The following is a 14,462-nucleotide window of genomic DNA, read 5'->3' on the forward strand; positions in this document are numbered from 1 at the left end:
CCGGTACATCGTCTGCCGCTCCGGCTGCGCCGAAGAGCCAAAGGCGCGAGCCAAGCTCACAGCCGTGACGAATTGCTGATCCAGGAGACGGTGTGCGGTTTGCCGCGGGGTTGGCTCGAAGCACTACGCTCTGCGCCGTGGATGAGACCTTGACGGGGTTCGAGGCGGCGGCTGACCGGCTCGCGACGGCTGCTCCGGGCACGGCACAAGCGGCCGTGGCGGAGCTGATCACGCTGGCCGTGGCCGACGCTGAGCTGCGGCAGTCGGTCACGGAAACGATTTGCCGGTGGCTGCGAGGCGAGGCCGGGTCAAGCGGCGTCGCGGTCCAGCAGCGGCGTGCCGTACTTGGGTCGCTGACCGATCGGCTGCGGGCGCGAGAGGCACCGTGGCAAGGCGTGAGCGTCGACCTGTCCGGTGCGACGCTCGTCGACGCCGACTTCACCGGCTGCCGGCTCGGCGGTGCCGTGTTCGCCGACACCCGGTTCCACGGCACCACGGTCTTCGACGGCGTCACGTTCGATGGTGAGGTCATGTTCCAGCGAGCGGTCTTCTACGACGACGCCAGCTTCACGGAGGTGCGATTCGAAGGCGATGCCGAGTTCGGCCGGGCCCGGTTTCGTGGCCGGGCGGACTTCACCGGTGCGGCTTTCGGCGGCATGGCCTGGTTCGGGCGCGGCACCGACACGTGGTGGGAAGACGACGAGGCGTGGGAGACGGTCGAAGAGATCGACCCGGCGCCCTGGGACGAGCTCAACGAGGACGATCCGCACTGGCCCATCGCGGTGCTCATCGAGGACTACCAGGACTGGGAGGAGGGCGGCGACGGCGCGCGGTTCGCCGGTGACGCGTCGTTCGCTGGCGTCCGGTTCGACGGCCCGGCCTGGTTCTACAACGCCCGGTTCGCGGCGGCGGCCACGTTCGCGGGGGCCCGCTTCGCGGGGCGGGTGCATCTCGACCAGCCCTCGGTCGACCTCTCCGACGCGCACTGGGCCGGTGGCACCGACGACGGTAGGTCCGAGTGGCCGCTGGGCTGGACGGTGCGATCGGACGGCGCCGGCGGCGTGCTGGTCCCGGATTCCTCGATAGCGCCACACACCCGGCGGCTGGCCGACCCGGACCCCTCGGTCCGCGCGGCCGCGCTGGAGAGCCTGGACCGACTCGGTGACGACCGGCCCGAGCTACGGCAGCGTGTCGTGGCGACGCTGTGCTCGTTCCTGCGGATCCCGGTGCCGTTCGATCTGCACGCGCAGGAACGCACCGCAGAACAGACCACGCTGCTCCAGCTGCGCCAGCAGGCGCAAACACTACTCGCGCAGCGGCTGCGGCCCGGCCCCGGACAGTGGAAGGACATGAACGTGTGGCTCTGCGGCGCCACGCTTGTCGAGCTGGACTTCAGCGGCTGCGAGGGTGGGTACGCCGAGTTCACCGGCGCCCAGTTCCACGGGACAACCCGCTTCGACGGCAGCCGGTTCGACCCAGCGACGTTCACATTGGACGGATCGTCCGGCCGGGCCACCTTCCACGGCGACGTCCTGTTCGACAGCGAGCCGCCCGACGGCGCAGTCTTCCACGGCGCTGTCACCTCACGCGCCTAAGCGTGTGCCAGCGCTCGGCATCTGCCGCGGCTATGTGTTCTGCCGGTGGCCCAGCCGCCCGGGTTCGGTGGAGGCCAGGTGAGCACGGATGGCGTCGGTGGTGGTTTCCTCGTCGTCGGTGCGGTCGATTCCGATGTCGGTGAGGATGTTCAGGGCGTGTTGCCAGTGTTCGCGGGCTTGTTCGTGCTGGCCCCGGGCGTGGTGGGCGTGGGCGAGTCCGTCGTGGGCGCGGGCCTCGTCGACGGGTTGGCCCAACTTTCCCGCCGGTCAGCGCGTCCAACTCGCCAACCGGGTGACCGGTGGCCCGGGCAAGGCGCAACGCTTGCTCGAGGTGGTCGGCGGCTTGCGTGTATCGGCCGCGCAGCCGGTGGATGTGACCAAGGCCGGCCAGCGCATCCATCTCGCCGACGCGGTGGCCGGTGGCACGGGCTGTCATCAGGGCCTGGTGGTGAAGGGCTTCGGCGTCGTGGTAGCGGCCTCGGGAGCGTAGATGCCGGTGCAGGATGGTCGACAGGTGCAGGACGTGTTCAGCCTGGCCGTGTTCGGCGGTGTATCTGGCGGCGGTCAGCAGGTTGGGAAGCTCGTTGTCCAGCCAGCCGAGCGCGGCTGCCGGGTCCTGGAGGTCGGGGCTCGGGGTGCTCGCGGGAGGTACCTCGGGGCGGCCTTCGGGCTCGTATGGGTGTGCGGCGTCCACGGCGAGCGCGGCGGTGTGCCGGTAGTAGTCGAGAAGTCGATTCAACGCCGCGCGGTTGGTGGACTCCGTCTGGTCGCGGGTCGCGGTGAGCGTGGCATGGGCGTGGACGAGGTCGTGGAACCGGTACCGGCCGGGTGTGGGTTCTTGCAGCAGGTGGGCATCGAGGAGTTGGTCGAGCAGCCGGCTGGCGTGATCTGGGGTGGAGTCGAGCAGGGCGGCGGTGGCGTACGCGTCGGTGTCTGGGCCGGGGTGTAGGCCGAGCAGTCGGTACGCGCGTTGGGTGTCGCCGGTCAGGTGCCGGTAGGACAGGTCGAGGGTGGCGGTGACGCTGCGCTGCCCGGCTTCGAGCTCGCTGAGCCGCTGCTGCTGGTCGCTGAGCCGCGCCACCAGGTGGGACAGCTGCCAGGCGGGGTGGGATCGCAGCCGGGCGGCCGCGATGCGGATCGCCAGCGGCAGCCGGCCACACAGCTCGACGAGGTCCGCCACCAGCTCAGCTGGCTGGTCGCGTAGCCGGCCCGGGCCGGCGGTCCGCACGAACAGGCTGGCCGCGTCGGGGGCGGGCAGGGTGTCCAGCGACAGGGTGTGGGTGTGGTCCAGTCCGGCCAGCCTGTGCCGGCTGGTGATCAGCACCAGGCAGCCGGCGCTGCCCGGTAGCAGCGGCGCCACCTGGGTTTCGGTGGCGGCGTCGTCCAGCAGGATCAGCATCTGCTGGTCGGCGAGCCGCGTGCGGTACAACGCGGCCCGATCCTCCAGGCCGGCCGGGATCTGTGGCCCGGGAACGCCGAGGGCGCGCAGCAGGTGCTCGAGCGCCTCCGCCGGCTCGCGAGGCGCCATGCCCGGTGTGTGCCCGTGCAGGTCGATGAACAGCTGCCCGTGCGGGTACCGGTCGGCGATCCGGTGTGCCAGGTGGACGGCGAGGGCGGTCTTGCCGATCCCGGCCATCCCGTCGATCGCGCTGATCACCACCGTGGACGCGTCCCGTGTCTGGTCCAGCGCGGCCAGCTCACGGGCCCGGCCGGTGAACAGCTGTGGCGGCGCAGGTAGCTGCCGCACCGGGCCCGAGGTGTGCGCGGTCGCGGACGGTGCCGGGGTCAGGGTGGGGTCGGCGGCCAGGATCTGCTGGTGCAGCCGCTGTAGCGCCGGGCCGGGCCGCACCCCGAGCTCCTGGTCGAGCAGCCGGTAGATCCGCTGGTAAGCGTCGAGGGCGTCGGCCTGCCGCCCGGCGCGGTAGAGCGCGAGCATGAGGTGTGCCCAGAGCCGCTCGCACAGCGGGTGGCGGGCGGTGAGCTCGGCCAGCTCGGCGGCGAGCACCGCCGGCTCGGCCAAACCCAGCCGCGCCTGGAAGCTGTCCTCCAGCACCATCATGCGCAACTCTTCGAGCCGTTCAACTTCTGGTTGGAGCGCGGCGGGCAGTGGCAGGTCTTCCAGCACCGGCCCGCGCCATCGGGCCAGGGCCTGGGCAAAGTGTTCGACGGCGGGTGCGTGGCGCTGCTCGGACAACGCCTGCCGGCCCTGGCCGGCCAGCCTCTCGAACACCGCCGCGTCCAGCTCTTCCGCCGCGGCCCGAAGCTGGTATCCGCCGGAGGCCCGGTGCAGGCGCGGCGGGTCGGCTGGCTCACCGGCGTGCAGCAGGCGTCGCAGGTCGCTGACGTAGGACTGGAGGTTGGCCCGCGCCGACGGCGGGGGCGCTTCGGGCCACAGCAGATCGAGCAGCGACTCGGTCGACACCGGCGTGTTGGCCCGCAGCAACAGCACGGCCAGCAGCAGTCGCTGCTTGCGCCGGGGCGGCGTCAGCAGCTGCCCCGTATCATCCCTGATCTCCAGGATGCCCAGTATCCGAAACTCCATGATCCCCGTCCGCGGGTGAGGCTCCGACCGGGACGCCCCGCTTCAGCGGGCCTCCACCGGGCAAGCCGTAATGCCGGGCATCGATCCACTTTCTTGTCGAAGTAGCTAGTCGACGACGGCACCGGCGGTGAGGTTGATCTCGGTGGCGGTCATCGTGGCGGCCAGGTCGGAGGCGGCGAACACGGCCGCGTTGCCGACCTGGTCGTAGCTGGGGCGCCGCGGCAGCAGCAGCCGGTCAGCTTCTGGGTCGGGCTCCCCCGTATTCGGCGAGCCTGGGGAAAGTAGCCAGGCGACGCGCACGCCGTGTGGCCCGAGCTCGGCGGCGAGCTGCCGGCAGAGGCCCGCGAGCGCGGCCCAGGCGACGTGGGAGCCGCCGAGGTTGGGGATGGCCTCGCGGCCGCCGCCCATGACGAGGATGACTCCGGTGCCGCGTCGGACCATGTGGCGTGCCGCCGCGGTGGCGACGGTGAGGCTCGACGTGAGGGCCTTGGTGACCGGCTGCATGACGTCACCGATCGGCATGTCGACCAGCGGTGTGCCTTGGATGTCGTCGTTGAAGGTGGCGTTGAAGCAGATGTCGATACCGTCACCGCGGTCGGCCACGGCGGCGGCGTGCCGTTCGACCGCGTCCCGGTCAAGGACGTTCAGGACGTCGACGTGCGCGACACCGCCGGCCGCGCGGATGCCGGTGGCGACGTCCTCGAGGGTCGTCCGGGTGCGCCCGGTCAGGTGGACGGCGGCGCCTTGCCGCGCGAATGCCCGCGCGACGGCGGAACCGATGGAGCCGCTTCCACCGTGGACGATTGCAGTTCGGTTCAGCAGCAGCATTGTTCGTCAACCTCCCGTCGCTCAGGCCTCGACGCGGCGCCCGTTTCGGCGGCCTCGCACGCCGACGGCCCGGCCACGTTCGAGTATCACCTGGTCGACGGCCGTCGACAGTGCGAGGGTGACGTTCGAGGGTGTCCCACGACCACGTAGTCGAACTCCGTCACGAAACTTCCGCCCTTCATGTGCGGCGGCGACGGTCGGGCTGGTCGCTGCCGAGTACCACCGCCAGGATCGCGGTCGGCTTGTCCATCGGGAGCAGTTCCCCGGTGATGACGCCCTCCCACCGTCGGTACCGGACAAGGCCCATCGACGTCCGGTGCTCGGACAGCACGGTCCCGACCACCCCGTGTGGTGTCCTGTCACGCACGCTGCACCCTCCAATGTGGATTGCTGCGGTGTCGTGCCGCGCCTTGGCTCGTCCGGTCAGGACGTCACGGCGCAACGTCCGCATCCCCGCGGGGCGAACGGCTCCTTCGCGGGAGGACCACGCCAGTGCCAGCTGGCGCCCTACGTGGACAACGCTGCCGTCGGGTGCTACACGGCCCGCCATACACCGCCGTGTAGATCGCGTTAGGTGTCCCGTGGTCCGGCGGTAACTCCCGTCTGATGTAACGCCGCGAGGCACCGCCGCGCTCTCTCCACTGACGGCCCGGTACGGGGCCACCGCAGAGGGAGGACGGTGAGCCGGGACCATGGTCATCGTGCAGGCTGTGAGTGGGCGACTCTCGGTCGGTCCCGGTGAGTAGACGCTGGTATCGCAACGGGGTGATCTACTCGCTCGACGTCAGCCGGTTTCAAGACTCCAACGGCGACGGCATCGGTGACCTCCGCGGCTTGATCGGCCGTTTCGACTACCTGTCCCGTCTCGGTGTGAACACGATCTGGCTCAACCCGATCCATCCGTCACCGATGCGCGATGGCGGCTACGACGTCACCGACCACTACGCGATCCATCCGCGGCTGGGCAGCATGGGCGACTTCGCCGAACTGCTCGACGAGGCCGACGAGCGCGGTATCCGCGTGATGTTGGACCTGGTCGTCAACCACACCAGCGACCAGCATCCGTGGTTTCAGGCCGCCCGCGCCGATCACGCCTCGCCGTACCGGGACTGGTATGTCTGGTCGGACACCGAGCCGCCCGACCGGTTCGAGGGCCAGGTCTTCCCCGACGTGGAGACGGAGACCTGGACCTACGACGAGGCCGCCGACGCGTGGTACCGGCACCGGTTCTACGCCTTCGAGCCGGACCTCAACGTGGACAACCCGGCCGTCCGCACGGAAATCCTCCGGATCGTGCAGTTCTGGCTGCGGCTCGGCGTTTCCGGCTTCCGGGTCGATGCCGCCCCGTTCCTGATCGAACACTTCGATGCCGACGGCCGGCCGTTTTCCGACTTCAGGTTTCTGCGCGAGCTCCGCGAGACCATCTCCTGGCGTCGCGGCGACGCGGTGCTGCTGGCCGAGGCGAACGTATCCGACACCGAGCTACTGGAGTACTTCGGCTCCGACGATGGACACGCCAGCCGGGTGCCGATGGTGTTCGCGTTCCGCCTCAACCAGGCCATCATGCTCGCCCTGGCCCGCCAGGATGCCACCGCGATCCGGCAGGTGTTCACCGAACTGCCGGACCTGCCCCGGCACGCACAGTGGGCCACCTTCCTCCGCAACCACGACGAAGTCGACCTCGGCCGACTGACGGCCGCCGAACGCGAGGACGTCTTCCGCGCCTTCGGCCCCGAACCACACATGCGGCTCTACCGCCGCGGCATCCGCCGCCGCCTAGCCCCCATGCTCAACGGCGACCGCCGCCGCCTCGAACTCGCCTACAGCTTGCAGCTCTCCATGCCCGGCACACCGGTCATCCGGTACGGCGACGAGATCGGCATGGGCGAAAACCTCGACCTACCCGAACGCGAAGCGATCCGCACACCGATGCAGTGGGACGAAACCCCCGGCGGCGGCTTCTCCACCGCCGCCGCGCACCGGCTCCCCGTACCGCCGATCACCGACGAACCCTACGGCTACCCCACCCTGAACGTCGCCGCCCAGCGACGCGACCCCGTCAGCCTGCTGACCTGGTTCGAACGGATGCTGCACACCCTCCGCGAATGCGAAGAAATCAGCGGCGGGCACCACGAGATCCTCTCCGACGCCTGCCCGCCCCACGTCCTGGTACATCTGGTCACCGCGCCCGAGGGCAGACTGCTGTTTCTGCACAACCTCGCCGACCGACCCTGCCGGCTGGCCATCCCCGCACAACCCGGCGACCCCTACCCCATCGCGGTCGCCGCCGACAGCGACTACGGCGACGACATAGACCTCAACGACCTGGAACTCAACGGCTACGGCTACCGCTGGATCCGCCTTCGCGACACCCGCACCTCGGCGGTGACAGCCTGGCCCACGGCGGCATCTGACCTGTAGACGCGTTGTCCGCCACGGCGGGGTCGCCGGCAGCGCCGTTGTCGAGCTCACTCATCGATCCCCCATTCGAGGTCGTGAGAGACCTCCAGCCAGCGGCGAGTGTTGTTCACCATCAACGTTCGTCGAGACGGTTTCTACCGCTGATGTGGGAGGGGTGCGGCCGCGCGCTGACCAGCCCGGCGTCGTATGCGGCGATCACGAGGTGCGTGCGGTCACGGGCGTCGAGCTTGCGTAGCAGGTGCGAGACGTGGGTTTTGACGGTCTTGATGGAGATCGTTAGTTGATGGGCGATCTCGTCATTGGACAGGCCCTGCCCGATGAGGCCGAGCATTTCCACTTCGCGTGTGGTCAGCTGGTCTGGCGGGGAGGGTTCGACGGCGGTCGGTCCTCTGGCGGTGTAGTGCGCGACAAGTCGGGTCAGGATCGAAGGGGCGAACAGCGGCTCGCCATTGTGGGTGCGGCGGATCGCGGCGAGCAGGTCGGTGGGCTTGCTGTCTTTGAGCAGAAAGCCGCTGGCTCCCGCGCGCAGTGCGTGGAAGACGTACTCGTCGAGGTCGAACATGCTCAGTACGAGCACTCGCGTGTGCGCGAGCTTCGGCATCCGGCAGATGCGCCGGGTCGCTTCGATTCCGTCGAGGCGCGGCATCCTGACGTCCATGAGTACCACGTCCGGTGTGGTGTCGCTGGCGACGGTGGTGGCCTCCAGGCCGTCGTGGGCCTCTCCGACGACGGCGAGGTCGGGTTCGGCGTTGATGATCATCGCGAGGCTGTGCCTGAGCAGTGGCTGGTCGTCGGCTAGGACGACCCGCACCGGCGCGCTTGTCATGTCGTCCCGTCCGGGATGGTGGCTACGAGGCGAAACCCCGGCGGGTGGGGCGTAGCGGTGACGGTGCCGCCCAGACTGATGGTCCGTTCCCGCAGGCCGATGAGGCCGTGCCTCGGGCCGGGGTTGGCGGCCCAGCCTGGGCTCGGCCCGTCGTCGGTGATGGTGACGACGACGGCGTCGGGTGCTCGTGCGAGGTTGACCTCGACGCGTGTGAGGCCGGCGTGGCGGGTGCTGTTGGCCAGCCCTTCGCGGACCACCGCGCAGATCCCGGCCTGGGCTCCTGAGGACACCGGGCCGAGCTCGTCCTGGTGCAGGTCTACGCGCAGGCCCGCCCGGCGCGCGTCCGCGATGATCTTCGGCAGGGAGGCGAGATCATCCGTAGGGTGGCGGCTGGCCGGGTGGTCGACCTCGCGCAGCGCCTGAAGCATCCGTCGCAGCTCGACGGTGGCCTGACGGCTGAGTGCCTCGACGTCCGCGATGGCGGCCATCAGCTCCTTCTCGTCAGGCTTACGCGCGTGGAGATGCGCCGCCGCGGCCGCCCGTACGGTGATCATGCCGAGTCCGTGAGAGACGATGTCGTGCAGGTCGCGGGCGATGCGCAAGCGCTCGGCGAGCACCGCCTCCGCGGCATTCCACCGCGCCTGCGTCGCCTCATGTTCGGCGCGTTCGGCACGTAGCCGAACCATCGCTCGCGCCGCGACCGCCGCGGCGGCAGCGACCAGTAACAGCGTGGCGAGCGGCCACGTGAGCCCGAGTACCACGACAGCGGCGAGCGCGACGACGCCGGCGCCGACCGGCAGCAGCCAGCTCACCGATCGCCGAAAACGGCGCCCGCGCTCATGGGTCATACGCCGAATCTAGCGGCTGTCACCGTGCTGGGCGTCAGACCACGGTCCGACAGCCCCACGTCCGACAACCGGCGGGAGTTGCGGTCCGTGGACCGATGTGGCGTGCCTTCCGGAACTGTTCTCTTGAGCCCGACACAAATGGGAGGACCGTTGCACAAGCGCGTCGTAGGAGCCGTAGCAGGGGCATTGTTCGCCCTTCTGGCGCTGGTGTCGGCCGTAATTACTGATCTTTACGATCGCGATTTTCCGCAGGCCATCGGGGTCGAGAGCAGGCTTGGTCTTGACTTCGGCGACTCGCGATTTACGCCCGTGGAAGCGTTCGCGTACCTAGAGGAGCTCGATGCGCGTCTGGGTCTTGGCCTGGTCAGGGTCGTGCCGGACCTCGACGACGAGGGCGGACAGGTCTACATAGCACTCAATTCCGCAGACCTGCCGGCCGAGTTTCGTTACTTCGGCGAGGGTGTGGGCAAGGTCGTCGGCAAGGAGCGGCTGGCCCACTCCTACCCTGACGGAACCTACCTCGTGACCGGCGATCGTGGCCGCCTCGGCGAGTTCGAGGACGCGCTGCGCCGTGATGGTGTGAGCATCCGCCGCAGCGACGCCTCTGTCGCTGACAGCCTGCGATTCGTCGTGAAGGAGGCAAGCTTCTTCGCCGCGGTCCTTGCCGCGTTCGCGCTGATCGCCGCGCTCGCGCTGTATTGGTTGTCGATGAAGGCGCGGGGGCGCGCATTGCGGGTGCTGGGTGGCTGCCCGACCGCGCGGATCCAGATGCAGGACCTGGGCGGCTTCCTCGGCGCGCTGGTGGTTTCGGCGGTCGCCGTCGCCCTAGCCGCCGCGGCGTGCGTCGGCGTGCTTCGTGGCTGGATGTACGTCGGTTCCTTCCTGAAGGCGTTGGCCGGCCTAGAGATCACCGTCATCGTCGCGTCACTGCTCGCCGCGCTCGCCATGTCCGCCTCCGCCTGGCCGAGCGCCACCATCCTCGCCACCAGGCAACCCGCGGCGAAGAGCCTGCGCTTGGCAGCCATCGTCATCCAAGCCGCCACGTTCGTCCTGGTGGTCGCTACGGCCGGACCCGCATGGTCCGCACTCGAACGGTCGTCCGCCATCGCCGCCGAGATGGCGCAGTGGAGAAAGCTATCGGACCAGGTCGGCCTGGCGTTCGTGGGCACCGACGACGAGATGACCGGAGTGGAGCCACAGATCGGTCAACTGGTCAAAGAGGCCGAGTCACTCGGCTCGGTCGCGTACTCGTACGCGTTCACTCCCGATTCGTCGGCGGATTTCGGAGGCTATTCGGCGGTAGCGTTCGTAAACCAGCGTTGGCTGGACCTCATGACCCGCGGCGCACGGCGGCCCGCTGTCGCACATGTGCCGTACCGCGACGTCCAAGAAATCATCGTCCCCGCGTTCGCCGACCAGTTCGCGTTGTGGTCGAGAAGCAAGGCTCCCGGCGAGGCGCAACTCGCCCAGCTCCGGTTCGTACGGCCGGTGGAGGGTTTCCGGCTACCAGTGGCGACCGGCGGTGGAGGAGACCTGCGGTTGATGGACGACGTCCTCGTCGCCGTGATGCCCTCCCTCTACGAGGCCATCGACGATTCCAACCTGACGTCCATGATCTCGACCCACAACATTGTCTTCACCGGCGTGGCGGCGACACAGAAACTGCTGGAGCGTCACCGTCTTACCACGCCGGCGCTCCGGGTCGTCTACATCGCGGAGGAAGGGATCATCCAGGCGCGGTTCGCTGCGTACGTCGTGTGGTTGCGGAGTCTCGCGCTTGCCGCCTTGGCCGCAGCGTTCACCGTCGCCGCCGCGGTCAGCGCATTGATTACCGCCCTGCTCCACGCCAAGCGTGACTTCCCGTTACGGGCGGCGGGCCAGTCGTGGGCGCTGATCCTCCGGCGCCGCGTCGCCAAGGAATTGCTTGCCGGTCTCGGCCTCACGATGATTGTGCTGCTGTTCCAGAAACCCGACGCGATAGGCGCAATTCTCGTTGCCGCGGCACTCGGATTGCTCGTCCCCCCGCTGGGTCACCTGTTCTCCGCACAATGGTGTTTCGCCGGTGTCGGCCGGCGCCGGATCTGATCGGAGCGAGAAGATGTTGATTGCCGCGCACGGTGTCTCGAAAGCCATCGACGGGCGACTCGTGCTCGACAACGAGTCCATTCGCTGCGAGCCCGGCACCATGACGGCCCTGGTCGGCCCTAGCGGCTCTGGAAAGACCACGCTGTTGCACTGCCTCGGGCTGCTGCTCCCCGTCGACGAGGGACGCATCGTGATCGGCACAGACGACGTCACGGCATACAGAAGCGCGGCGCGACGCCGCTTCTGGCGTGATCACGCGGCGTTCGTACTTCAGGACTACGGCATCATGGACGAGGAGTCGGTCGCCTTCAACGTCGCGATGCGTGCTGGCCTCATCCCACGTCTCGCCACCGGCGCCCAGGAGCGTTTGCGGCGGACGCTCGACCGGACAGGCCTGTCGGGGCGACAAGATGAGACGGCCAGCCACCTCAGCGGCGGCGAAAAGCAGCGACTCGCTCTGGCGCGCGCCATCTACAAGCAAGCCAGGATCGTATTCGTCGACGAGCCGACCGCATCGCTCGATGCCGCCAACCGCCAAAAGGTCATCGACCTGCTCGCCGAACTCGCCGCCGACGGCCGAACCGTGCTTGTGTCTACGCACGACTCCGAGATGATCAGCGCGTGCGACTCCCGGCACGAGATCGGTTCGAACCGTCAGGCCGCATGACCCCCTCCATCACTCACTGCGGAAAGGTTCATCATGAAGTCCGTCACCATAATTGTCCTCGGAATCGCGTCGCTTCTGGGAGTGGGAGCGATCGCTCTATCCGGAGTGATCACGAGATCGGGCGATACACACCCGCCGTGCGACCAATTGCCCACCGTGGCCGTGGCCAGCGAAAGGCTCGCCAAAAATCAGGACCTGGCCAACGAGATCGAGTCGTTGGGTAACGGCGTCGCCGTCGAAGTGGGCAAACCGTGCGCCGCTGGACAGGACCGCGCGCTGATCAGCGTGGCCTACGAGACAGGGTCCGAGCGCGAGGCCATCTCCGACCTGCTCACCCACCGTGACGGATTCGGCGTTCCGGTGCACCTGGTGAAGCGTTAGCCCCAGCCGCCTACCGGCCGCCACCCGAGCCGCCACCGCGGCAAACGGAGCCGCTCCCAGTGGTTTCCGTCCGACAGGCCGGCACGGTCCGTGCCGGCGTACGGGGTTGAACGCGATGCGGAAGGCCTCGATAGTAGTCCGGAGACAACCTCGATCGTGTAGCCCTCGCCTCGCTACACGTGACCAGGCACCGCTGTCTTAAGGAGATGCTTCTGAACGCGCTCGCAATCGTCGCTACCACGGTAGGCCCGCTGCTCGGCGTGCTGGTAGGAGGTTGGGCGACCCATTGGACGCAGCAAAGAGGCTGGCGAAGAGACGAGCAGCGTTACCTGATGGACTCCAGACGCCAAGCGTACGGTTTGTTCCTCACCGCCGTACGCGCCTACTTCGCGTACGCCCAAAGTCCCAGTGTCAAGATTGCCGCAGTGAAGGTCTCGGACGGCAGCGACGTCGAGATACCGATCCTCGATGAGACAGGCGTTCCTTACAAAGAACGACTCGACGCGGCACACGCGAGTGTTCGGCTAATCGCCGGCTCCACCGTGGTCGTGGAGCGTGCGCACGACCTGTCGAAGGCGGTACGTCGTGCCGTCGCCACCCGCGCGCACTACGACGCTGGGCGTATTCCGCGCGAGACTTATCTGGCCGTGTGGGCGGCGGAACGGCGGTTCATCGACACGGTTAGGGCCGAACTCGGGCTTGGCGCCGTCGAGTACGACGATTGAACACGTGGACACTCAATTCGCGATCCCCTTGTACGTCCCTGGCGTAGCCATCGGGCAGCGGTCGACCACCTAGGCGCGCACGCGCCGCAGAAATACCCGCGAGGGTGGCTGCCCGGGTACGCCGTGGCAGCTCACGTGGCCGAAGGCCAGCAGCAGCGTCAGGCGCAGGCACCGGCCGAGGGCCTCCTGCCCATACGCGTTGGGGTGCATCGACTCGGCGAGGGTGCTGCCCTGGCCGGGCAGGTCGATCCAGCGGATCCACTCACTCGTGGCGGCCTCCGGCGCGGTCTGCGGCTGCCGCGCCGCGCTGTGGCACAGCTCGTGGCCGCGGAACGCGTCCCGAAGGTCGAGGAACTGCGCGCGATGCGCGACCGCGACCGCGTGGAGGGTGTCGGCGAGCTGGGCCACGAGTCGCGTGTGGCCCCATTCGACGTCCGCGTCGTAGAACGGGCAGCCAGCCACCGACGTGCGGCCGTCGCGATCTGACTCCGGGTACCGCATATCCGCGGCCCTCGGCATCGGCGCCGGGTAGGACTGAAGGATCAGCCGATACGAACCGGCGCGGTACCCAGCGGTGGCCATCGCGGCGTGGACATCGTCGATCGCGCGGCCCACCCCGGCGCGCATGTCGGCAAGGCGCTGCTCTACAGCGGCCTGCTTGGCGGGGTGGCAAGGCAGCGGACCGACCTCCGGATCGAACGTCAGGTAGGCGATCACACAGTCGGTCACGATCCCCGCGAACCCGACGTCGTTGCCGCCGACCGACACCGCGATCGCCAGTACCCGATGGGTCCTGGCGACCTGCGCGAGTTGGAGGATCTGCGCCTGCATGCCGGCGGAGGTGATACCCGAGCAGGCGAGGTTGACCGGTGTGACGCCAGGAAGCCGCACCTGGGTTATCTCGGCCACGTCCGAACGCCAGCAGCCGCCGACCGTGTCGGCGTAGATCAGCGAGGGGTCGTAAGGGGCGGCGGGCGAACCGGTGTAGGCGCGGTCGGTGCCCCTGCGGTCTGCGGTGTTGTCGGCCGAGTTGCCCAGCCAGCGGCCGGCATTACCGGAGATGAAGGAGTCGCCGAGGCTGACCACCGCCAGCGGACGGCGGTCGGCCACACCGGCCGAGGCTGGTGTGTGCCCCGCCGCCGGCACCGCCGACAGCACAACCACAACGATCGCCAAACGCGGGAACAGCCGGCGTCCAACCATGATGACCACGCCTCCTCAGTGGAAGCCGCCTCGACGGACGAGCCGATCGTAGCGGCGCCGACACGTCCGGCGTCCTCCACTTTGCACACACTTAACCTTCGGCGTGATTGCCACGAGGCACCGCTCCCGCCGCGGCCGCCAGGCGTCGGCTGTTCGGGCGGCCCGGAGAACCCTTACCCCACACGAGAAAGAGGCGACCCTCACCCTCAGTGACGACCTGCCTGGGGCCTTCGGACGCGCAGTCCGGTCGCCCTTGCGCGTCCCGAAGGCATCCGGCCGGCGACGGGTTCGTATCACTGCGAGCAACCGCCACCGACCGGGACGGCACCAGCACGGAACAG

General features: G+C 68.8%; 12 protein-coding genes. 6 read left to right on the plus strand and 6 right to left on the minus strand.

Annotated features, from left to right (window positions below):
* Nucleotides 1-137 precede the first annotated feature (137 nt).
* Nucleotides 138-1,595, plus strand: coding sequence for a pentapeptide repeat-containing protein (locus ACTMTJ_RS09465; protein ID WP_441215762.1), 1,458 nt, complete (start codon nt 138-140; stop codon nt 1,593-1,595).
* Here ACTMTJ_RS09465 and ACTMTJ_RS09470 read toward each other — a convergent pair.
* The 3 genes from ACTMTJ_RS09470 to ACTMTJ_RS09480 all read right to left on the minus strand — a co-directional run bounded on the left by ACTMTJ_RS09470 (nt 1,579) and on the right by ACTMTJ_RS09480 (nt 5,332).
* Nucleotides 1,579-4,137 (minus strand): BTAD domain-containing putative transcriptional regulator, encoded by a 2,559-nt coding sequence (locus ACTMTJ_RS09470; protein WP_441215763.1) that lies wholly within the window; start codon nt 4,135-4,137, stop codon nt 1,579-1,581. The two genes, ACTMTJ_RS09465 and ACTMTJ_RS09470, sit on opposite strands and share 17 nt — an antisense overlap.
* A gap of 105 nt (nt 4,138-4,242) precedes the next feature.
* The gene (locus tag ACTMTJ_RS09475) at nt 4,243-4,965 is read right to left on the minus strand and encodes an SDR family NAD(P)-dependent oxidoreductase (RefSeq protein WP_441215764.1); all 723 of its coding nucleotides are present in this window, start codon (nt 4,963-4,965) and stop codon (nt 4,243-4,245) included.
* A gap of 178 nt (nt 4,966-5,143) precedes the next feature.
* Entirely contained in the window at nt 5,144-5,332 is a 189-nt protein-coding gene (locus ACTMTJ_RS09480; protein ID WP_441215765.1) for a hypothetical protein, read from the minus strand.
* Nucleotides 5,333-5,703: 371 nt separating this feature from the next.
* Between ACTMTJ_RS09480 and ACTMTJ_RS09485 the strand changes: the two genes are divergently transcribed.
* Nucleotides 5,704-7,386, plus strand: a complete 1,683-nt coding sequence (locus ACTMTJ_RS09485; protein WP_441215766.1) for an alpha-amylase family protein — start codon at nt 5,704-5,706, stop codon at nt 7,384-7,386.
* A 112-nt stretch (nt 7,387-7,498) separates the two neighbouring features.
* Here ACTMTJ_RS09485 and ACTMTJ_RS09490 read toward each other — a convergent pair whose 3' ends face one another.
* Complete coding sequence (locus ACTMTJ_RS09490) at nt 7,499-8,212, minus strand: response regulator (protein WP_441215767.1); 714 nt, start codon at nt 8,210-8,212, stop codon at nt 7,499-7,501.
* The gene (locus tag ACTMTJ_RS09495) at nt 8,209-9,060 is read right to left on the minus strand and encodes a sensor histidine kinase (protein ID WP_441215768.1); all 852 of its coding nucleotides are present in this window, start codon (nt 9,058-9,060) and stop codon (nt 8,209-8,211) included. Before ACTMTJ_RS09495 ends, ACTMTJ_RS09490 begins: the two co-directional genes overlap by 4 nt.
* Nucleotides 9,061-9,246: 186 nt before the next feature.
* Here ACTMTJ_RS09495 and ACTMTJ_RS09500 point away from each other — a divergent pair, with 186 nt between their 5' ends.
* The 4 genes from ACTMTJ_RS09500 (at nt 9,247) to ACTMTJ_RS09515 (ending at nt 12,918) form a co-directional block, all read left to right on the plus strand.
* Nucleotides 9,247-11,145: a hypothetical protein gene (locus ACTMTJ_RS09500; protein ID WP_441215769.1), complete on the plus strand. Its 1,899-nt coding sequence runs from the start codon at nt 9,247-9,249 to the stop codon at nt 11,143-11,145.
* On the plus strand, nt 11,123-11,812 hold the full coding sequence (locus ACTMTJ_RS09505) for an ABC transporter ATP-binding protein (RefSeq protein ID WP_441215770.1): 690 nt from the start codon (nt 11,123-11,125) through the stop codon (nt 11,810-11,812). Before ACTMTJ_RS09500 ends, ACTMTJ_RS09505 begins: the two co-directional genes overlap by 23 nt.
* Before the next feature lie 33 nt (nt 11,813-11,845).
* Nucleotides 11,846-12,193, plus strand: a complete 348-nt coding sequence (locus ACTMTJ_RS09510) for a hypothetical protein (protein ID WP_441215771.1) — start codon at nt 11,846-11,848, stop codon at nt 12,191-12,193.
* 206 nt (nt 12,194-12,399) lie between these two features.
* Nucleotides 12,400-12,918 (plus strand): hypothetical protein, encoded by a 519-nt coding sequence (locus ACTMTJ_RS09515; RefSeq protein WP_441215772.1) that lies wholly within the window; start codon nt 12,400-12,402, stop codon nt 12,916-12,918.
* A 69-nt stretch (nt 12,919-12,987) separates the two neighbouring features.
* Here the strand turns inward: ACTMTJ_RS09515 and ACTMTJ_RS09520 are convergent, their stop codons facing one another.
* Nucleotides 12,988-14,028 carry a GDSL-type esterase/lipase family protein gene (locus tag ACTMTJ_RS09520; RefSeq protein WP_441215773.1) on the minus strand — a complete coding sequence of 347 codons (1,041 nt, stop codon included), beginning with the start codon at nt 14,026-14,028 and terminating at the stop codon, nt 12,988-12,990.
* Nucleotides 14,029-14,462: the final 434 nt, after the last annotated feature.

Source organism: Phytohabitans sp. LJ34 (assembly GCF_052068095.1).
Taxonomy (GTDB): domain Bacteria; phylum Actinomycetota; class Actinomycetes; order Mycobacteriales; family Micromonosporaceae; genus Phytohabitans.